Raw genomic sequence first — 18896 nt, forward strand, 5'->3', positions numbered from 1 at the left:
CCGGACGGGTCACTAACCTGATGAACATGGCTGACCAGCTCACAATCCCCGACAACCTCAAACCCGGCGATGGACGCTTCGGATCCGGCCCGTCGAAGGTCCGCCCCGAACAGCTGCAGGCCCTCTCCACCACCGCCGCTCCGCTTTTCGGCACGTCACATCGCCAGGCGCCGGTCAAGGATCTGGTCGGCCGGGTCCGCACCGGGCTGCGGGAGTTCTTCTCGATACCCGACGGCTACGAAGTCATCCTGGGCAACGGCGGGGCGACGGCGTTCTGGGATGCCGCGGCGTTCGGGCTGATCGACAAGCGTTCACTACATCTCAGCTACGGCGAGTTCAGCTCCAAGTTCGCCTCCTCGGTCGCCAAGAACCCGTTCGTCGGCGACCCGATCATCGTCAAGGCCGACCCCGGCAGTGCTCCCGAGCCTCAGGGCGACCCGTCCGTCGACGTGATCGCCTGGGCGCACAACGAAACTTCGACCGGTGTCGCGGTGCCCGTCGTCCGTCCGCGTGACGCCGGCGACGCGTTGGTGGTCATCGACGCCACGTCCGGTGCCGGCGGACTGCCGGTCGACATCGCCGACACCGACGCCTACTACTTCGCGCCGCAGAAGAACTTCGCCGCCGACGGCGGCCTCTGGCTGGCGATCATGAGCCCGGCGGCGCTGAGCCGCGTCGAGGCCATCCATGCCTCGAACCGGTGGGTGCCCGACTTCCTCTCGCTGCCGATCGCGGTGGAGAACAGCCTGAAGAACCAGACTTACAACACGCCGGCCATCGCGACGCTGGTGCTGCTGGCCGAGCAGCTCGACTGGCTGAACGGCAACGGCGGGCTGGACTGGGCGGTCAAGCGGACCGCCGACTCGTCGGGCCGGCTATACAGCTGGGCGGCCGACCGGGCGTACACCACTCCGTTCGTCACGGACCCCAAGCATCGCTCGCAGGTGGTCGGCACCATCGACTTCAACGACGATGTGGACGCCGCGGCGGTGGCCAAGGTGCTGCGCGCCAACGGCATCGTCGACGTCGAGCCGTACCGCAAACTCGGCCGCAACCAGCTGCGGGTCGCGATGTTCCCGGCCGTCGAGCCGGATGACGTCAGCGCGCTCACCGAGTGCATCGACTGGGTGGTCGAGCGAATCTAGCGTTCATCTCGAAAAACCCCAGGTGTTACCGCGTGTCCACCCGGGTCGAGAACGCTCACTGAGTTACAGTGCGCCCTGACAGGCCTGGCGCGCTGGTCTGCGAGGAACCTGCGAGGAGACACCATGCGGGAACTCAAGATCGTCGGACTCGATCTCGACGGCAAACACATCATCTGCGAGGGTGACAACGCGGGAGACAAGTACAAGATCCGCATCGACGACCGATTGCGTGCGGCGGTCCGCGGCGACGGAGCCCGGGTGAATCAGACCCACATCGACATCGAGGCGAGCACCATGTTGCGTCCCAAGGATATTCAGGCCCGCATCCGCGCCGGCGCGTCGGTCGAGCAGCTCGCCGAGTCCGCCGGAGTGGATGTCGCCAGGGTCGAGCGCTTCGCCCACCCGGTGCTGCTGGAGCGCGCCCGCGCCGCCGAGCTGGCAACCGCCGCCCACCCGGTGCTGGCCGACGGCCCCGCGGTGCTGACGTTGCTGGAGACGGTCACCTCGGCGCTGGTGGCGCGGGGCCTGAACCCCGACAGCACCACCTGGGACGCCTGGCGCAACGAGGACGGCCGCTGGACCGTCCAGCTGGGCTGGAAGGCCGGCCGCTCCGACAACCTCGCACACTTCCGGTTCTGCCCCGGCTCGCACGGCGGCACCGTTACGGCGGTGGACGACGCCGCCAGTGAGCTGATCGATCCCGACTTCGACCGTCCGCTGCTGCGCCCGGTCGCCCCGCTGGCCCAGCTCGACTTCGAGGAGGCCGAGGAGACGCCCGCCCCCGCGCCGGTCGTCGTCGAGACCCCGGAGCCCGAGCCCAAGGTCGAGCAGACCCGGGCCCGCCGCGGCAAGGGCAAGCCGGCCGTACCCGCGTGGGAAGACGTGCTGCTGGGCGTTCGCTCCAGCGGTCAGCGCTAGAAGGCCATCCCCACCAGGGTCAGCCAGGCGACGGCGACTCCGACCGCGCCGCCGAGCACCATCCAGCGCACCACCGGTGTGCGCCGCCATCCCCACAGCGTGGGCGCGAGACCGCCTGCGGCAACGACATTCAGCCCGACCGCCAGCAACGGATGCACGCGGATCAGGCCCATGCTCAACACCAGAACGGCGACCGCGGTGATCGTGGCGACGAACCCCGCGACGGTCAAACCCGTTGCCCAGGGCGTGGATTCGTCGGTCATGGTCAGACTCTAGCCCGCTCGTAGAACGCCAGTGCCGCGGCCGTGGCCACGTTGAGCGAGTCGGTGCCGCGCGACATCGGGATCCGCACCCGCAGGTCGCTCGCCTTCAGTGCGGCATGACTCAGGCCCGGCCCCTCGGCGCCGACCAGGATCGCGGCCCGTTCGCCGTGGACCGTCGCCATCGCCTCCGGCAACGCCTTCGCGCCGTCTCCGGGAGTCATCGCCAGCAGACGAAAGCCGTTCTGCTGCAACATCTTCAGCTCGCCTGGCCACTCAGTGGCGCGGGCGAACGGCACCAGCAGTGCATGGCCCATCGAGACGCGAACCGCGCGGCGGTACAACGGGTCGGCGCAGCCGCTGCCGAACACGACTGCGTCGACGTCCAACCCGGCCGCGTTGCGGAAGATCGACCCGAGGTTCTCGTGGTCGTTGACGCCCTCGAGTACCGCGACCGTCCGGGCGCCGTCGACGACGTCGGCGACGCTGCGGTCGGGTTCGCGGCGCGCCGCGGCGAGTACTCCCCGGTTCAGGTGAAAGCCGACCGCCTCGGCCATCACATTGGCCGAAACCCGGTAGTAGGGAGCAGGATTGCCATCCAGGTCGGCGCCGAGTTCGACGAGCCGGCGGTCGGTGCCGAGGAATGCCAACGGCCGGAACGGGGAGGCCAGCATGCGCTGCACGACGAGCACGCCCTCGGCGATCACCAGGCCCTTCCCGCTGGGCAGATCCGGGCGGCGGTCGATGCTGTTCAGGTCGCGGAAGTTGTCCAGCCGCTCATCACTGGGATCGTCGATGTCAACGACATTGGCAGTCAAGGGCTTTCGTCGACCAACGCGAGAATCAGGTCAGCAGCCACCCGCAGCGTGTCGCGCTCGGAGACGCCGAGGTTCTCCAGCCGCTGAGCGAGCCACTCCTGGCTGGCCTGACGTTCGGCCTCCATCAGCTCCGCGCCCGCCTCGGATACCGACACCAGGACCTGCCGCCCGTCGTCCGGGTGTGCGACCCGGTCCACGAAGCCGAGTTCGGCGAGCGAGGCGATCACCCGGGTCATCGACGGCGGGCGCACCCGCTCCCGGATCGCCAGGGCGCCAGGCGTCATCGGCCCGAAGTTGGCCAACGTCGCCAACGCCGACAGCTGCGACAGTGACACCGGGGACTGTGGACGGCGAAAGCGCAGCTGCCGGGACAGCCGCATCACCGCCAACGACAAGTCGCTGGCCAACCGGCTATCGCCATCGATCACAGCGCGAAGGTTACGACAGAACGCCGGAACGTCAACATCGAATCACCGAGACCGGCCCACACCCGCTATGTCCACTGCTCGACTTCTCCTCCGGCCGCTCGCGGCCGGCATCGTCGTCAAGCTATCTTGATCACGATGTCCGACCAGCCCGGCGAGATCGTTGAGCCGCCACCGCTACCTGCTGTCTTGCTGGACCCATGGCCGGTTATCGCGATCGGCGCGCTGGCCTGGCTGGTTGCCACGGTGGTTGCCTTCGTCGTCCCAGCCCTGATTTCCTGGCGCCCGTTGACCCTGGCCGGCCTCGCGGTCGGCGTCCTGGGCACCTCGATCTTCCTGTGGCAGCGCGCGGCTGCCCGCCGAGGCGCGCGCGGCGCCCAAACCGGACTCACGAACTAGGAGGTTGGTCATGGCAGCACCGCTTCTGCAGGCCCAGGTCGACGTGGACGCCCCGGTGTCGGCGGTGTGGGCGTTGATCAGCGACCTGCGCCGGATGCCACAGTGGAGCCCGCAGTGCCGGTGGATGCGCCCGCTCGGCGCGTTGCGACCCGGCACCAGGACGCTGAACCTCAACCGCCGCAACCTGCTGGTCTGGCCGACCACCTCCACGGTCGTCGAGCTGGTTCCGGAGCAGAAGCTCGCGTTCCGGGTGAACCTGAACAACACCATCTGGAGCTATGAGCTGCAGCCGATTCCGAACGGCACCAGGCTGATCGAGAGCCGGCATGCGGAGAACGGCGTCAAGCCCATCTCCAGTTTGGCCGTCAACAACTTCATGGGCGGCACCGACAGCTTCGAACGCGAACTCGTCGCGGGTATGAATCAGTCCCTGGCCAAGATCAAGGCCGCAGCCGAGAACGGCTAGCTGGGCTCCGCCGGGGTTTCGGGGGCTTCCGGCTCGGCCGGGGTTTCAGCGACGTCCGGCTCCGTCGGAGTTTCGGGTTCCGTCGGGGCCTCGGGCTCCGCGGGCTTCTCGCTGACCTCGAGCACGCCGTCGTCGTAGGGGTCGTTCATCGGCGAACCGCCGCCGGCGGGGGCCGGAGTGTCGGAATGCGCACCGCAGCCGTACTCGAAGTCGACGACGTGCCCGTCGGCCGACATCTCGTTGCCGCAGACCCCGAACATCGCGCCCAGCGAGCCGGCCAGCGGCAGGAAGAAGCCGCAGTCGCGGCAGACCCGCTTGGTGGACTGCGCCATCTGCGCACGGGGGCCGTAGTCGCCCTCGTGCCAGCGCTCGGCGGCGTCGGCGCGACCCCACGGGCCCATCACCTGGCGACGCCCCAGCCCGATTTCGGCCGCGGTCTCGTCGACCTGCGGGTCGCCGGAGGACATGAAGCCCGGTACCAACCGAGGGTCGCCCGATGCCGGGGCCAGCAGGTCACCCGGGCCTAGGTCGCCGGGCCGGATCCGCTGGTCCCAGGGCAGCCACTCGGGGGCCAGCAGGGACTCCGGCCCCGGCACCAGCACCACCTCGCTGACCGTGGCGTGGTCGGCACCGGGATAGGCGGCCACGACGACCGCCCACTGCCAGCCCTGGTAGCCGGGCAGGTGGGCCAGGAAACGATGGGTTGCACTGGTCGGGTCTTCGTAGCCGACGCCGAGGTACTCGCCCACGGTGTCGTCGCCGCTGCCCTCGACGATGGCGGCGCGCGCCAAGTCGGCGGCATCGGTGAGAACCGTCGCCAATTCAGGCGACCACTCCGTCGTGGTCGAGCCCGTCACATCGTCCGTTGTTTCCATGGGCCTTCGATTCTGCCGCACAGATGCGACACATGGCCACACCGGTCGCCTGCGCCCCGGCGTCGCCGGCATGGGTGAGAATCGACGTATGGCGGCACGGCGCGGTGATCACCCGGATGCGGGCCGAGGCTCGGCACCCGGCCGGCGTGCGCGCCCCAGGCCCGGCGCCGAACATCCCGGGATGGCCAACTACCCCGCCGACGAGCACGATCACCGCCGCTCGCAGCGCGGTCCGGCGATGCCCAGTTCCAACCGCTACCTGCCGCCTTTGAACCGCGACGACGACCCCCGGCGCGGCACCGATCGGCCGCGCCGCGTGCCCTCCGGCGAGCGCGTGACCGTGACCCGGGCCGCCGCCCAGCGCAGCCGCGAGATGGGTTCGCGGATGTACGACCTGGTGCAGCGGGCCGCCACCGCCGACGGCGCCGACAAGTCCGGGCTGACGGCGCTCACCTGGCCGGTGGTCGCGAACTTCGCCACCGACGCCGCAATGGCCGTCGCCCTGGCCAACACGCTGTTCTTCGCCGCGGCCACCGGCGAGAGCAAGGACCGGGTCGCGTTGTACCTGCTGATCACGATCGCGCCGTTCGCGGTGATCGCACCGCTGATCGGCCCGGCGCTCGATCGGCTGCAACACGGCCGCCGCGCGGCGCTGGCCGCGTCGTTCGCGCTACGTACTGCGCTCGCGGTGGTGCTGGTCGCCAACTACGACGCCGCGACCGGCGGGTATCAGTCCTGGGTGTTGTACCCGTGCGCGCTGATGATGATGGTGCTCTCGAAATCGTTCAGCGTCTTGCGCAGCGCGGTGACGCCGCGGGTGATGCCGCCGACGATCGACCTCGTCCGGGTGAATTCGCGGCTGACGATGTTCGGCTTGCTGGGCGGCACCATCGTCGGCGGTGGTATCGCGGGCGGCATCGAGTACGCCTGCGACCGGCTGCTGCAACTGCCCGGCGCGCTGTTCGTGGTCATCGCGGCCACCGTGGCCGGCGCCGCGCTGTCCATGCGGATTCCGCGCTGGGTCGAGGTGACCGCGGGTGAGGTCCCCGCCACGCTGAGCTACCGGCAGGGCCCGTCGCGCCGCAGCTGGCCCGAAGAAGTCCGGCGGGCGAGTGGCGCGCTGCGACAACCGTTGGGCCGCAACATCATCACCTCGCTGTGGGGCAACTGCACGATCAAGGTGATGGTCGGCTTCCTGTTCTTGTATCCGGCATTCGTGGCCAAGGCACATCACGCCAACGGCTGGCGCCAGCTCGCGATGCTCGGCATGATCGGCGCTGCCGCCGCGATCGGCAACTTCGGTGGCAACTTCGCCAGCGCCCGGCTGCGCCTCGGCCGGCCCGCGGTGCTCGTACTGCGCTGCGCACTGGCCGTGACCGGAATCGCCCTCGCCGCCGCGGTGGCCGGCACGCTGACGATGGTGGCGATCGCCACGTTGGTGACGTCGTGTGCGAGCGCAATTGCCAAGGCGGCCTTGGACGCATCGTTGCAGGACGATCTGCCCGAGGAATCACGCGCGTCGGCGTTCGGACGCTCGGAATCGACGCTGCAGTTGGCCTGGGTGCTCGGGGGCGCGATGGGCGTACTGCTCTACACCGACCTGTGGGTCGGCTTCAGCGTCGTCACGTCGGTGCTGATCCTGAGCCTGGCGCAGACGGTGGTCAGCTTTCACGGCGACTCGCTGATCCCGGGCCTGGGCGGCAACCGGCCGGTGATGGTCGAGCAGGAGGGCGAGCAGAGCGCGCGCCGGGCCGCCGCGGTGCCGCGCTCGTGACGTCGCTGAAAAGGCTTGCACTGCTGGCGATTGTGGCCGTCTTGACGGTGGGCGCCGGTGTCGGCGCATGGGCGCTGACGCGCAAACCCGGCCCGCAGCGACCCGAGATCAGCGCTTACTCCAGCGGCCATTCGACCCGGGTCGGCCCATACCGCTACTGCAACGTCTTAGACCTGACCGACTGCCAGAATGCCCAGACCCAGGGCGAACTCCGGGTCACTTCTGCTGGGCCCGTTCAACTTTCGGTGGCGACGGCGATCGGCGACGCACCGTGGTGGTTGCTGACGGTCTACGAGGATTCGCCGATTCCCACGACGACGTTCTACCGGCCGGGCACGCGGCTGGCGGTCACCATTCCGACCGTCGACCCGCACCACGGGCGACTGACCGGCATTGCCGTGCAGTTGATGACCGCCTATGTCGACCCCAACGGCGAGGTGCAGGGTGTCCCGCACGCCGAGTGGTCGGTCCGGACGGTCTGGGGCTAGCCGCCCCCACCGCGAACGTCGAGTTGTCGGGCTAAAAGTAGGGGTTCCAGCCCAACAAGTCGACGCTCGGCGAGAGCCGCTAGGCGCCGTGGCCGGCGGGCACTCGCTCGCCGTCGCGCGTCGGACCCGGCGGTGTGCCATCGCCGAAGGGATTGCCGCCCAACGACTCCCGGCCATGCGGTATCAACCAGTTGGACAGGTCGGGACCTTTGGGCACGATGCCGCTGGGATTGATGTCCTTGTGCACCAGGTAGTAGTGCTGCTTGATCTGCACGAAGTCGGTGGTGTCGCCAAAACCCGGCGTCTGGAACAGGTCTCGCGCGTAGGCCCACAACACCGGCATCTCGGCGAGCTTGCTCCGGTTGCACTTGAAGTGGCCGTGGTAGACCGCGTCAAAGCGGGCCAGCGTGGTGAACAACCGGACGTCGGCCTCGGTGATGGTCTCACCGACCAGAAAGCGTTGTCCTGCAAGCCGCTCGCTGACCCAGTCGAGCGCCGCGAACAACCGGTCGTAGGCGCTCTCGTATGCCTCCTGCGAGCCGGCGAACCCGCAGCGATAGACCCCGTTGTTGATCTCGGAATACACCCGGCGATCAATCTCGTCGATCTCGTCGCGCAGCGGTTCGGGGTACAGCTGCGGGGCGCCGTCGCGGTGATACGCCGTCCACTCGGTCGAGAGGTCCAGCGTCATCTGCGGAAAGTCGTTGGTGACGACGGCGCCGGTCGGCACGTCGACGATCGCGGGCACCGTGATGCCCTTCGGGTAGTCCGGGAATCGAGCGAAGTACGCATCCTGGAGCCGCGGAATCTTCAGCACCGGGTCGACGCCGCCGGGGTCGAGGTCGAAGGTCCAGCTGCGCTCGTCGTGCGTCGGGCCGCAAAACCCAATGGACAGAACGTCTTCCAGGCCCAGCAGCCGCCGGACGATGATCGCCCGGTTGGCCCACGGACACGCCCGCGCGACGACCAGTCGGTAACGGCCGGCCTCCACGGGATAGCCGTCTCGGCCGTCGGCGGTAATCCGGGTTTCGATGTATTTGGTGTCGCGGGTGAAGTCGCCGTTCTCGGCGAGGTAGGAAGCGATCTCGACCTCCGTCAGGTGTTCGCCACCGACAGGAATCGGCGGGCCAGGTCGGACTCGGTCGATGCGCCCTCTTCCCAATGCGCGATCCACGGCCCGGTCCCCTCGGACTGGTCGATTATCCCCTCCTCGGCCCAGGTGTAGCGACCCTTGAGCACATTGGCGGCCAGCTTCGCGTCGACGTCGTCGGTGTTGGTCCACAGCGCCTCGAACAACGCCTCCACCCGCAGCGTGGCCTGCTGGCAGAACGCCTCGGCCAGCTCATAGGACAGGTCGCCGCGGGCCCGGTCGGCCTCGCGCTGCGACTCGGCCCGCACGCAGGTCGCCGCGATCGCGAACAGTTCGGCGCCGATATCGACCACCCGCCCCAGGAAGCCCTGCTTCTGCTCCATCGCGGCCTGCCAGCGCGCCATCCCGTAGAACGTGTTGCGGGCCAGCTTGCGCGCCGAGCGCTCGACGAAGCGCAGATGCTTAGCCAGGTTGCCGAATTCGTGATACGCCGTAGGTCGTAGTCCCTCTCCGAACACCAACTGCGGCAACCACTTTGCATAGAACCCGCTCGCGCCGACGGCTGCTTTTGCCTTCCGCTTCAGGTCGGCCTTCGCGTTGGCGAGATCGCCGGCCGCGCTGAGGTGCGCGTCGACAGCCTCGCGGGCGATCAGCAGACGCATGATCTCGCTCGACCCCTCGAAGATGCGGTTGATCCGCAGGTCGCGCACCACCTGCTCGACGGGCACCGCCCGCTCGCCGCGCGCGGCCAGCGACTCGGCGGTTTCATAGCCGCGGCCGCCACGGATCTGCAGCAGTTCGTCGCCGATGCGGCACGCCATCTCACTCGACCACAGCTTCGCCAGCGCCGCCTCGATGCGGATGTCGTTGCGGCCTTCGTCGGCCATCTGGCCGGACAACTCCAATACCGATTCCAGCGCGTAGCTCGTCGCCGCGATGAACGAGATCTTCTCGACGACCGCGCCATGCTCGCCCACCGGCTTGCCCCACTGCACGCGCTCGCCGGACCACTCGCGGGCGATCTTCAGCGACCACTTGGCCGAGCCCGCGCAGATGGCGGGAATCGAGAGCCGGCCGGCATTCAGCGTCGTCAGCGCGATCTTCAGCCCGTCGCCCTCCTTGCCGATCAAGTTCTCGGCGGGCACCTGAACTTTGTGCATGCGGGTGAGGCCGTTCTCGATGCCGCGCAGTCCCATGAACGAGTTGCGCCGCTCGACGGTGATGCCCGGCGAGTCGGCTTCGACGACGAACGCGCTGATGCCGCCGCGGTGCCCGTCGCCCTTCGGCACGGCCGCCATCACCACGAGCAATTCGGCGACCACGCCGTTGGTGGTCCAGAGCTTCACGCCGTCCAGCTCGTAGCCGCCGTCGACCGGGGTTGCCGTCGACGCCAGCCGCGCCGGGTCAGAGCCGACGTCCGGCTCCGTCAGCAGGAACGCCGAGATCGCCCCGGCCGCACAGCGCGGCAAGAACTTTCGCTTCTGTTCTTCGCTGCCGGCCAGCTTGAGCGGCTCGGGTACACCGATCGACTGATGCGCCGACAGCAGCGCGCCAAGGCTGGCGTGCACGCTCGACACCAGCATCAACGCCCGGTTGTAGGCGACCTGCGACAGATTCAGCCCGCCGTACTCCGCGGGGATCTTCATGCCGAAGCAGCCCAGGTCGGCGAGGCCCTTCACATACTCATCGGGGATCTTCGCGTCGCGCTCGATCACGCTGCCGTCGACGGTCCCCAGGAACTCGCGCAGCCTGCCCAGGAACTCTTCGGTCCGGGCCGCCTCGTCGTCGGCCGGCCGGGGGAAGGGATGGATCAGGTCCAGCGGAAATCGGCCGAGGAACAGCTCTTTGGCCAATGATGGCTTGTCCCAGCCGCTTTCGCGGGACTCCTCCGCTACGGCTCTCGCTTGCTCTTCACTGACCTGCGCCTGCTGTGCCATCGGATTTCTCCCACTCGGAACCGACTCCCTGCGGAGCTTCGGTCGGAGTGTTCCCCGTCACACGGCGCAGTACACGCGCGAACTGTCAGGCGTCCAATTCGCGGGCCACGGCCTTGACGACCTCGGAGACCTTGCGGGCGATCTTGCGGTCCGGGTAGCGACCCTTGCGCAGCTCGGGCTGCACAGTGCCCTCGAGCAGCGTGATCATGTCCTCGACCATGCCGTGCAGTTCGTCGGGACTGTGCTTGTGTTCGGCCGGACCCTCACGACGGGGACGGCTACTCAGCGTGGGCGGCGGGTCGATCAGCTTGAGGCTCAGCGCCTGCGGCCCTCGTCGTCCGGATGCCAGGCCGAACTCGACCTTCTGCCCGGCCTTGAGGCCTTCGACGCCGGCGGGTAACGCCGACGAGCGGACGTAGACGTCCTCGCCTTCCTCCTGGGAGAGGAAGCCGAAACCCTTCTCAGCGTCGTACCACTTCACCTTGCCAGTCGGCACCGGTCTCACCTGCTTGTCTAACGGATCGATCACTGGGTTCACACAACGAAGCGCCCCGCCTGCGCAGGACGCGATGCCGACCGATCCTACTCGGGTCGACGACGGCTGAGCACGGGAGTTTCTCGGTACGCTGATGTCGTTGCTGGAGGAGACCATGCGCCTGATCCTGAACGTCATCTGGTTGATTTTCGGCGGTCTGTGGTTGGCCCTGGGATATCTGCTGGCCGCCCTGATCTGCTTCCTGCTGATCGTGACCATTCCGTTCGGCTTCGCCTCGCTGCGGATCGCGTCGTATGCGCTGTGGCCGTTCGGGCGGACGATCGTCGACAGGCCCGGCATCCGCACCGGCGCCCTGATCGGCAACGTCATCTGGATCCTGCTGTGCGGCGTCTGGCTCGCGATCGGGCATCTGGTGAGCGCGGTTGCGATGGCGCTGACGGTCGTCGGCATTCCGCTGGCGCTGGCCAACCTGAAGCTGATCCCGGTGTCCCTGGTGCCGCTCGGCAAGGAGATCGTTACGGTCCGTCAGTCCGCGGCGTGGTCCGGCGCTCCGGCAGCGCGGGTCTGAAAATTCGCGTCGAAAACGCCGCGGCGTGACCTGGGATTAGTCCCGGACCGGGGTGTGAAATCAGTCACATAACGGTTTGATCACGGCCCGGCAACGACTCGATTGCGACGCTCTCAACCTGCGAAAACGCCGCTGACCCTTTGCATTTCCCCAGTTCGCGACACGCGAAACGCGACTTTCCGCAGAAAATGACTCCGCTGCTAACAGCAGCTAGCGTCGTTCGCGGGCCCGCCGAGACTCCCTGCCTGGCAGGCCTTCTCGCCTATAGCGCCGAGCTCCATCCAATAGGCGAGCCAAGCCAATCCCGTGGATGGAGGCGGGGGACCCAACGGTCCACCGAAATCGACCCGGAGCCGTCCGCGGCTCCTTGGGGTGAAGCCGGAACGTTTCCGTCAGGAAACCGACGGCCGGGCGACCTCTTCCGCCCGAACCCGACAGCTGACCTCGTAGGCGCATACGAGAGGAATCCCCTAGGGCTATGAGCGGCCGTCACCGTAAACCCACCACGTCCACCGTCAGCGTCGCCAAACTCGCCTTCACCGGCGCAGTGATCGGCGGCGGCGGCGTCGCACTCGCCGGCCACGCGGCCGCGGCCCCCGATAACGAGTGGGACCGCGTCGCGTCCTGCGAGTCGGGCGGCAACTGGGCCATCAACACCGGCAATGGCTACCACGGCGGCCTGCAGTTCTCGCAGAGCACCTGGGCCTCTCACGGTGGCGGCGAATACGCCTCGTCGGCCAATCAGGCCAGCCGTGACCAGCAGATCGCCGTTGCCGAGCGGGTGCTGGCCACGCAGGGCAAGGGCGCCTGGCCGGTGTGTGGACGTGGCCTGTCGGCCGCGACTCCGCGCAACGTGGTCGCCGACGCCCCCGCTCCGGACGCTCCGCCGCCTGCATTCGAACTTCCGGCGCCCCCGCCGCCGGCCGAACTTCCGCCGCCCGCGCCGGAGCCACAGCCCGAGCCCCAGCCGGTTCAGCCGGTCGCATTCGAGGCGCCGGCGCCCGAAGCGCCCGCTCCGGAAGCTCCAGCCCCCGAGGCCCCCGCTCCCGAGGCTCCGGTGCAGGCCGAGGCCGTCGCCGCCCAGGCGCCGGCACCCGAGGCTCCGCCGGCCGATCCCGCGCCTGAGCCCGCTGCGCCGGTGCAGGCCGAATCGGTCGCCATGAACAGCGGCGACGACGGTCAGGAAGTACACGAGGCCAACGCCGTTGGTTACGTCAACGACCTGCTGCACGCGGCTCAGTCGCAGGGCGTCAGCAGCAACCCGGCATTGCAGTCCCTCGCCTGATCGGCGAGGGATTCGCTAAAGGCGGTCGACCCGCCTAGCGGTTGACGTCGGTGACCGGATGAACGTAGGGCAGTTCGTCGGCGGGCAGCGGGAAGACCAGGTCGCCGAACGGCGACAGCGCGCCCACTCGGTCGGATGCCAGTTCACTCACGGCGTGGTCGTCAGGGTTGGTCGTCGGCCAGCCGTTGTCGACGTAACGAGTCTTCTGCGCCTTCTTGTCAGCCACGCGCTCCATTCTGACAGGTCCGGTGCGGCGGTGCCCGCAATACCCTCCGTCCGCCGGGATGGCCCAATCGCGCGACTGCTTTACGCTGGTCAGCAATGACCGAACACACCCCGGGCGTCCCGCTGGGGTCCTGGCTGGCCGAGCTGCCCGACGACCGGTTGATCCGATTGTTGGAGCTGCGGCCCGACCTCGCTCAGCCACCGCCGGGCAGCATCGCCGCGCTGGCCGCCCGCGCGCAGGCCCGCCAGTCGCTGAAGGCCGCCACCGACGAGCTGGATTTCCTGCGGCTGGCCGTGATCGATGCGCTTCTGGTGCTGCAGGCGGATTCGGCCCCGGTCCCGGTCGCCAAGTTACTGACGCTGATCGGCGACCGGGCGCCCGAGGCGGACGTGCTCGACGCGCTCGACGACCTGAGGGCACGCGCGCTCGCCTGGGGTGACGTCGACGTGCGGGTGACCACCGACGCCGGAGCCGGGCTGCCCTGGTACATCGGGCAGGTCACGCTGGAGGATGCCGCTCAGAGCCCCGAGCACATCGCCGAGCTCATCGACGGACTCGACGAGCCGCAGCGCGAGTTGCTGGACCGCCTACTGGAGGGCTCCCCGCTGGGACGGACGCGCGACGCCGCGCCCGGCGCGCCGGCGGATCGCCCTGTGCCGCAACTGATTGCGGTCGGCTTGCTGCGCCGGATCGACGCCGACACGGTGATCCTACCCCGGCACGTCGGACAGGTGATGCGCGGCGAGGAGCCCGGGCCGGTTCGCCTCGCGGCACCCGATCCGGTGGTGTCGACCACCACGCCGGCGGACGCGGATGCCGCAGCGGCCGGCGCGATCATCGATCTGCTGCGCGAATTCGACGTCCTGATCGAAACACTCAGCACCGCACCGATTTCCGAGCTCCGCAGCGGCGGCCTCGGGGTGCGTGAGGTCCGGCGCCTGGCCAAGATCACCGGCATCGACGAGAGCAGGCTGGGGCTGGTCCTCGAACTCGCCGCCGCCGCGGGTCTGATCGCCAGCGGCCTGCCGGACCCGCTGCCGACCGCCGGCGATCCGCCGTACTGGGCGCCGACGGTGGCTGCCGACCGGTTCAGCGAGGCGACCACCGCCGAGCGCTGGCATCTGCTGGCCACCACCTGGCTCGATCTGGCGGCCCGGCCGGCGCTGATCGGCAGTCGCGGTCCGGACGCCAAACCCTATGCTGCGCTGTCGGATTCGCTGTACTCGACGGCAGCCCCGTTGGACCGCCGGCTGCTGCTCGACATGCTTTCCGGCCTGCCGCCGGGCGCGGGGGTCGACAAGAACACCGCGTCGGCGGCGTTGATCTGGCGGCGCCCGCGCTGGGCGCGACGACTCCAGCCCGCACCGATCAGCTATCTGCTGGACGAGGCGCAACAACTCGGCCTGGTCGGCCGCGGCGCGCTCAGCACCCCCGGCCGGGTATTCCTCGACGGCGCCGAGGACCGCGTCGTGGTCGCCGCGATGGACCGCGTCCTGCCCACTCCGATCGACCATTTCCTGGTCCAGGCCGACCTGACGGTGGTGGTGCCCGGCCCGCTGGAACGCCATCTCGCCGAGGAACTCTCGACCGTGGCCGCCGTCGAGTCAGCGGGTACCGCCATGGTCTACCGGGTCAGCGAGCCATCGATCCGGCATGCCCTCGACATCGGCAAGACCGCCGACGAGTTGCACACGCTGTTTCGCAAGCATTCCAAAACGCCTGTGCCACAAGGTTTGACGTATCTGATCGACGATGTGGCCCGCCGTCACGGTCAGCTCCGAATCGGGATGGCCGCGTCATTCGTGCGGTGCGAGGACCCGACGCTGTTGGCCCAGGCCGCGGCCGGCGCCGAGCATCTCGGTCTGCGCGTGCTGGCCCCGACGGTGGCGATCTCACAGGCACCGATCGGCGAGGTGCTGGCCGCCCTGCAGGACGCCGGCTTCGCCCCCGCGGCGGAGGACTCGACCGGCACCATCGTCGACATCCGGGCGCGCGGCGCGCGGGTGCCCGCGCCGCAACGGCACCGCACCCGCCGACCGACTACCCAGCCCAGCAGCGACACGCTCAGCGCCGTCGTCGCGGTGCTGCGCAAGGTGACCACCGCCCCGTTCGACAGCGTGCGGATCGACCCCGCGGTGGCCATGTCTCTGCTGCAGCGGGCCGCCCGCGATCAGGACACGGTGCTGATCAAATACGTCGACGCCGCCGGGGTCGCCACCCAGCGGGTGGTCTCGCCGATCGCGGTGCGAGGCGGTCAGCTGCTCGCGTTCGATTCGGCGTCCAGCAGCGCCCGTGACTTCGCGATTCACCGCATCACCTCGGTGATGCCCGCCGACGAGGCCTGACGGTGTCGGCGCTCTCTGGATAATGGAGTCATGACCGACGGACCCCTGATCGTGCAGTCCGACAAGACAGTGCTACTGGAAGTCGACCACGAGCTCGCCGGCGCGGCGCGTGCCGCCATCGCGCCGTTCGCCGAACTGGAGCGGGCACCCGAGCACGTGCACACCTATCGGGTCACCCCGTTGGCGCTGTGGAACGCCCGCGCCGCCGGCCACGACGCCGAGCAGGTGGTCGACGCGCTGGTCAGCTTCTCGCGGTACGCGGTCCCGCAACCGCTGCTGGTCGACATCGTCGACACGATGGCGCGTTACGGCCGGCTGCAGCTGGTCAAAAGCCCGGTGCACGGCCTCACTCTGGTCAGCTTCGACCGCGCGGTGCTCGAAGAAGTGTTGCGGCACAAGAAGATCGCGCCGATGCTGGGCGCGCGCATCGACGACGACACAGTGGCGGTGCATCCCAGCGAGCGCGGCCGGGTCAAGCAGATGCTGCTCAAGATCGGTTGGCCCGCTGAGGATCTCGCCGGTTACGTCGACGGCGAGGCCCATCCGATCAGCCTGCAGCAGGACGGCTGGGAGTTACGCGACTATCAGGAGATGGCGGCCGACTCGTTCTGGGCCGGCGGCTCGGGCGTGGTCGTGCTGCCCTGCGGTGCGGGTAAGACGCTCGTCGGCGCCGCGGCAATGGCGAAGGCCAGCGCGACGACGCTGATCCTGGTCACCAACACCGTCGCGGGCCGGCAGTGGAAGCGTGAGTTGATCGCGCGAACGTCGTTGACGGAAGAGGAGATCGGCGAGTACTCCGGTGAGCGCAAGGAAATTCGCCCCGTCACCATCGCGACGTACCAGGTGATCACCCGCCGCACCAAGGGCGAGTACCGCCACCTGGAGTTGTTCGACAGCCGCGACTGGGGGCTCATCGTCTACGACGAGGTGCACCTGTTGCCGGCGCCGGTGTTCCGGATGACCGCCGACCTGCAGTCCCGTCGTCGGCTCGGGCTCACCGCGACGCTGATCCGCGAGGACGGCCGCGAGGGTGACGTCTTCTCGCTGATCGGCCCGAAGCGCTACGACGCGCCGTGGAAAGACATCGAGGCCCAGGGCTGGATTGCGCCGGCGGAGTGCATCGAGGTCCGCGTCACGATGACCGACAACGAGCGGATGATCTACGCCACCGCCGAACCCGAGGAGCGCTACAAGCTCTGCTCGACCGCGCACTCGAAAGTCGCTGTGGTGAAGTCGATTCTGAACAAGCACCCGGGTGAGCCGACCCTGGTGATCGGCGCCTACCTCGACCAACTCGAAGAACTCGGAACGCTGCTGGAGGCCCCGGTGATTCAGGGGTCGACCAAGAACGCCGAACGCGAGGCCTTGTTCGATGCCTTCCGCCGCGGCGAGGTGAGCACCTTGGTGGTGTCGAAGGTGGCGAACTTCTCCATCGACCTACCGGAAGCGTCTGTGGCAGTACAGGTTTCGGGAACCTTCGGATCGCGGCAGGAAGAGGCGCAGCGACTGGGCCGGCTGCTGCGCCCCAAGGCCGACGGCGGCGGGGCGGTGTTCTACTCGGTGGTCGCCCGCGACAGCCTCGACGCGGAGTACGCCGCACACCGGCAGCGCTTTCTGGCAGAGCAGGGCTACGGCTACGTCATTCGCGACGCCGACGACCTGCTCGGTCCGGCGATCTGACTCCTCGAAAAGCTTTACAGCGACAGGATGGTTGCTGATGCGGTACCGGGTGCGCCGTAGACCTGGGCCAGCCCGACGCGCGGGTTGCCCGGCACCTGACGCTCCCCTGCCTCGCCGCGCAACTGGCGGACCAACTCGTGCACCTGACGCAGACCGGACGCGCCGATCGGCTCGCCGTTGGCGATCAGCCCGCCGTCGGTGTTGACCGGGATCGAGCCATGGATCTCGGTGGCCCCGTCGGCCAGCAGCTTCTCCTGCTCGCCGTCAGCACACAGACCGGTCTCGGCCATGTGGATCACCTCGGCGCCGGCGTCGGTGTCCTGCAGCTGAGCGACGTCGACGTCCTCGGGCCCGATGCCCGCGGCCTCATAGGCGGCCTTGGCGGCGTACACCGTCGGAGAGACGTCCTCGTCGAGCGGAGCGAACGTCGCGTGCACCTCGTAGGCGCCGAAGGTCCGAGTGCGAATTTCACTGGCCTTCACATACACCGGCTTGTCGGTGTACTTGTGCGCGATGTCGGCACGACACATGATCACCGCGGCGGCGCCCTCGTCCGGCGCACAGAACATGTACTGCGTCAGCGGATAGTTCAGCACGGTCGAGTTGAGAATCGCCTCTTCCGACATCGGCTTGCGGCGGAACGCATTCGGGTTGATCGCGCCGTTGCGGAAGTTCTTCGCGGCGACCTTGGCCAGCGTGGCCTGCGAGATGTTGTGGTCGTGCAGGTACTTGTTGGCCTTGATGCCGAAGAACTTGGTGGTGACGAACTGACCGTTGTTGGCGTACCACTGCGGCAGCGCCAGCTTGGCCGGGTCGTCGGTGAACGCGCCGCGCGGGTGCTTGTCCAGGCCGATCGCGATGCCGATGTCGTACTTACCCAGCCGGATGGTGTCGGCGGTCTGCTGGATCGCGCTGGCCGCCGTCGCGCAGGCGTTGAAGACGTTGGTGAACGTGATGCCGGTGAGCCCGACGAGACGCGTCACCGCGTCCGGATTGGACACCTCGTGGCTGCCGCCGAAGCCGAATTGAATGTCCTTCCAGTCCACCCGGGCATCGGCCAGCGCGGACTGGATTGCCTCGGCGCCCATCTGAATCGCGGTCTTGTCGAACCTGCCGAACGGGTGCAGGCCGACGCCGATGATGGCGACATCACTGGTCATTGCAGCTCCTTGTCAGACCGGCTGGAACGCGAAGGTGACGATCTCGTTGCCGTCAGCGTCGGTGGTGAACGGAATCATGGTCAGCTCGACCGCCTGACCGAACTTGAGCTTCGCCGGGTCGTTCTCGGTCAGCCGGCCCTCGACGCGGATCACGTCGTCGAGTTGCACCAGGCCAACCCCGAACGGCACGAAGTCGTCGCCGGTCGGGCCGGCATAGGGCGCACCGGGCGGAAAGCCCTGAGTGGTCCAGGCGATCAGGGTCCCGCTGCGTGGCAGCTTCACCTCCGACATCGCCGACCCGCTGCACCGCGGGCACAGATCCTGCGCGGGAAACGTGGTGGCGCTGCAGTCGCCGCACTTGCTCCCGAGCAGCTGAGGGTTGTCCTCGGGCCAGGTAGAGATGCTGGGATCGATTGCCTTCTGCATCGAGGGATCCTCCGTCAGCCGCCGAACTGGTAACGCGCTCACCGAACGGTACAACAGCATTCCACGAAAGTGGAAACCGCATTCTCATTCTTGCTCGGCGCACGTGGTTCCCTTC

20 protein-coding genes and 1 riboswitch are annotated in these 18896 nt (G+C 68.5%); of the genes, 10 read left to right on the forward strand and 10 right to left on the reverse strand.

All coding sequences use genetic code 11. From position 1 onward, the window contains the following. Positions 1 to 26: 26 nt before the first annotated feature. Together serC and sepH are read left to right on the forward strand one after the other, a co-directional pair. Complete coding sequence (gene serC / locus PT015_RS13620; protein WP_285185147.1) at positions 27 to 1145, forward strand: phosphoserine transaminase; 1119 nt, start codon at positions 27 to 29, stop codon at positions 1143 to 1145. A 123-nt stretch (positions 1146 to 1268) separates the two neighbouring features. Then, a complete protein-coding gene (gene sepH / locus PT015_RS13625; RefSeq protein WP_285185148.1) occupies positions 1269 to 2063 on the forward strand; it encodes a septation protein SepH in 795 nt (264 codons plus the stop codon). On the opposite strand, the gene PT015_RS13630 is transcribed toward sepH, so the two are convergent. From PT015_RS13630 to PT015_RS13640, 3 genes are read right to left on the reverse strand one after another with little or no spacing between them, the layout of a single operon-like run. Then, positions 2060 to 2326, reverse strand: a complete 267-nt coding sequence (locus PT015_RS13630) for a DUF2537 domain-containing protein (protein ID WP_285185149.1) — start codon at positions 2324 to 2326, stop codon at positions 2060 to 2062. The genes sepH and PT015_RS13630 overlap by 4 nt on opposite strands. Positions 2327 to 2328: 2 nt before the next feature. Next, complete coding sequence (locus PT015_RS13635) at positions 2329 to 3141, reverse strand: TrmH family RNA methyltransferase (RefSeq protein WP_285185150.1); 813 nt, start codon at positions 3139 to 3141, stop codon at positions 2329 to 2331. Then, positions 3138 to 3569, reverse strand: a complete 432-nt coding sequence (locus PT015_RS13640; protein ID WP_285185151.1) for an Rv0880 family HTH-type transcriptional regulator — start codon at positions 3567 to 3569, stop codon at positions 3138 to 3140. Before PT015_RS13640 ends, PT015_RS13635 begins: the two co-directional genes overlap by 4 nt. A gap of 135 nt (positions 3570 to 3704) precedes the next feature. Between PT015_RS13640 and PT015_RS13645 the strand changes: the two genes are divergently transcribed. Together PT015_RS13645 and PT015_RS13650 are read left to right on the forward strand one after the other, a co-directional pair. After that, positions 3705 to 3965, forward strand: coding sequence for a DUF2530 domain-containing protein (locus PT015_RS13645; RefSeq protein ID WP_285185152.1), 261 nt, complete (start codon positions 3705 to 3707; stop codon positions 3963 to 3965). Between the two features lie 10 nt (positions 3966 to 3975). Continuing rightward, the gene (locus PT015_RS13650) at positions 3976 to 4431 is read left to right on the forward strand and encodes an SRPBCC family protein (protein WP_285185153.1); all 456 of its coding nucleotides are present in this window, start codon (positions 3976 to 3978) and stop codon (positions 4429 to 4431) included. On the opposite strand, the gene PT015_RS13655 is transcribed toward PT015_RS13650, so the two are convergent. Beyond that, on the reverse strand, positions 4428 to 5306 hold the full coding sequence (locus PT015_RS13655) for a DUF3027 domain-containing protein (protein ID WP_285185154.1): 879 nt from the start codon (positions 5304 to 5306) through the stop codon (positions 4428 to 4430). The two genes, PT015_RS13650 and PT015_RS13655, sit on opposite strands and share 4 nt — an antisense overlap. Before the next feature lie 88 nt (positions 5307 to 5394). Here PT015_RS13655 and PT015_RS13660 point away from each other — a divergent pair, with 88 nt between their 5' ends. Continuing rightward, a complete protein-coding gene (locus tag PT015_RS13660; RefSeq protein ID WP_390887810.1) occupies positions 5395 to 7080 on the forward strand; it encodes an MFS transporter in 1686 nt (561 codons plus the stop codon). Positions 7081 to 7085: 5 nt separating this feature from the next. Continuing rightward, the gene (locus tag PT015_RS13665) at positions 7086 to 7568 is read left to right on the forward strand and encodes a DUF2771 domain-containing protein (RefSeq protein ID WP_285191102.1); all 483 of its coding nucleotides are present in this window, start codon (positions 7086 to 7088) and stop codon (positions 7566 to 7568) included. A gap of 79 nt (positions 7569 to 7647) precedes the next feature. Here the strand turns inward: PT015_RS13665 and PT015_RS13670 are convergent, their stop codons facing one another. The 3 genes from PT015_RS13670 to PT015_RS13680 form a co-directional block, all read right to left on the reverse strand. Continuing rightward, on the reverse strand, positions 7648 to 8652 hold the full coding sequence (locus PT015_RS13670) for a glutathione S-transferase family protein (RefSeq protein ID WP_285191103.1): 1005 nt from the start codon (positions 8650 to 8652) through the stop codon (positions 7648 to 7650). An 11-nt stretch (positions 8653 to 8663) separates the two neighbouring features. After that, positions 8664 to 10595, reverse strand: a complete 1932-nt coding sequence (locus PT015_RS13675) for an acyl-CoA dehydrogenase family protein (RefSeq protein WP_285185156.1) — start codon at positions 10593 to 10595, stop codon at positions 8664 to 8666. An 85-nt stretch (positions 10596 to 10680) separates the two neighbouring features. Continuing rightward, entirely contained in the window at positions 10681 to 11091 is a 411-nt protein-coding gene (locus PT015_RS13680; RefSeq protein WP_285185157.1) for a cold-shock protein, read from the reverse strand. A gap of 154 nt (positions 11092 to 11245) precedes the next feature. Between PT015_RS13680 and PT015_RS13685 the strand changes: the two genes are divergently transcribed. After that, positions 11246 to 11659, forward strand: a complete 414-nt coding sequence (locus PT015_RS13685; RefSeq protein WP_285191104.1) for a YccF domain-containing protein — start codon at positions 11246 to 11248, stop codon at positions 11657 to 11659. A gap of 286 nt (positions 11660 to 11945) precedes the next feature. Next, positions 11946 to 12127, forward strand: a riboswitch (cyclic di-AMP (ydaO/yuaA leader). A gap of 10 nt (positions 12128 to 12137) precedes the next feature. Further along, complete coding sequence (locus PT015_RS13690; protein ID WP_285185159.1) at positions 12138 to 12944, forward strand: transglycosylase family protein; 807 nt, start codon at positions 12138 to 12140, stop codon at positions 12942 to 12944. Between the two features lie 34 nt (positions 12945 to 12978). On the opposite strand, the gene PT015_RS13695 is transcribed toward PT015_RS13690, so the two are convergent. Next, complete coding sequence (locus PT015_RS13695) at positions 12979 to 13179, reverse strand: hypothetical protein (protein WP_285185160.1); 201 nt, start codon at positions 13177 to 13179, stop codon at positions 12979 to 12981. 86 nt (positions 13180 to 13265) lie between these two features. Here PT015_RS13695 and PT015_RS13700 point away from each other — a divergent pair, with 86 nt between their 5' ends. Next, entirely contained in the window at positions 13266 to 15515 is a 2250-nt protein-coding gene (locus tag PT015_RS13700) for a helicase-associated domain-containing protein (RefSeq protein WP_285185162.1), read from the forward strand. A gap of 30 nt (positions 15516 to 15545) precedes the next feature. After that, positions 15546 to 17195 carry a DNA repair helicase XPB gene (locus tag PT015_RS13705; protein WP_285185164.1) on the forward strand — a complete coding sequence of 550 codons (1650 nt, stop codon included), beginning with the start codon at positions 15546 to 15548 and terminating at the stop codon, positions 17193 to 17195. A 14-nt stretch (positions 17196 to 17209) separates the two neighbouring features. Here PT015_RS13705 and PT015_RS13710 read toward each other — a convergent pair whose 3' ends face one another. Next, positions 17210 to 18355, reverse strand: coding sequence for a thiolase family protein (locus tag PT015_RS13710; RefSeq protein WP_285185165.1), 1146 nt, complete (start codon positions 18353 to 18355; stop codon positions 17210 to 17212). Positions 18356 to 18367: 12 nt separating this feature from the next. Beyond that, positions 18368 to 18781: a Zn-ribbon domain-containing OB-fold protein gene (locus PT015_RS13715; RefSeq protein ID WP_285185166.1), complete on the reverse strand. Its 414-nt coding sequence runs from the start codon at positions 18779 to 18781 to the stop codon at positions 18368 to 18370. Between the last annotated feature and the right edge of the window lie 115 nt (positions 18782 to 18896).

It is taken from the genome of Candidatus Mycobacterium wuenschmannii (genome assembly GCF_030252325.1).
Classification (GTDB): Bacteria; Actinomycetota; Actinomycetes; order Mycobacteriales; family Mycobacteriaceae; genus Mycobacterium; species Mycobacterium wuenschmannii.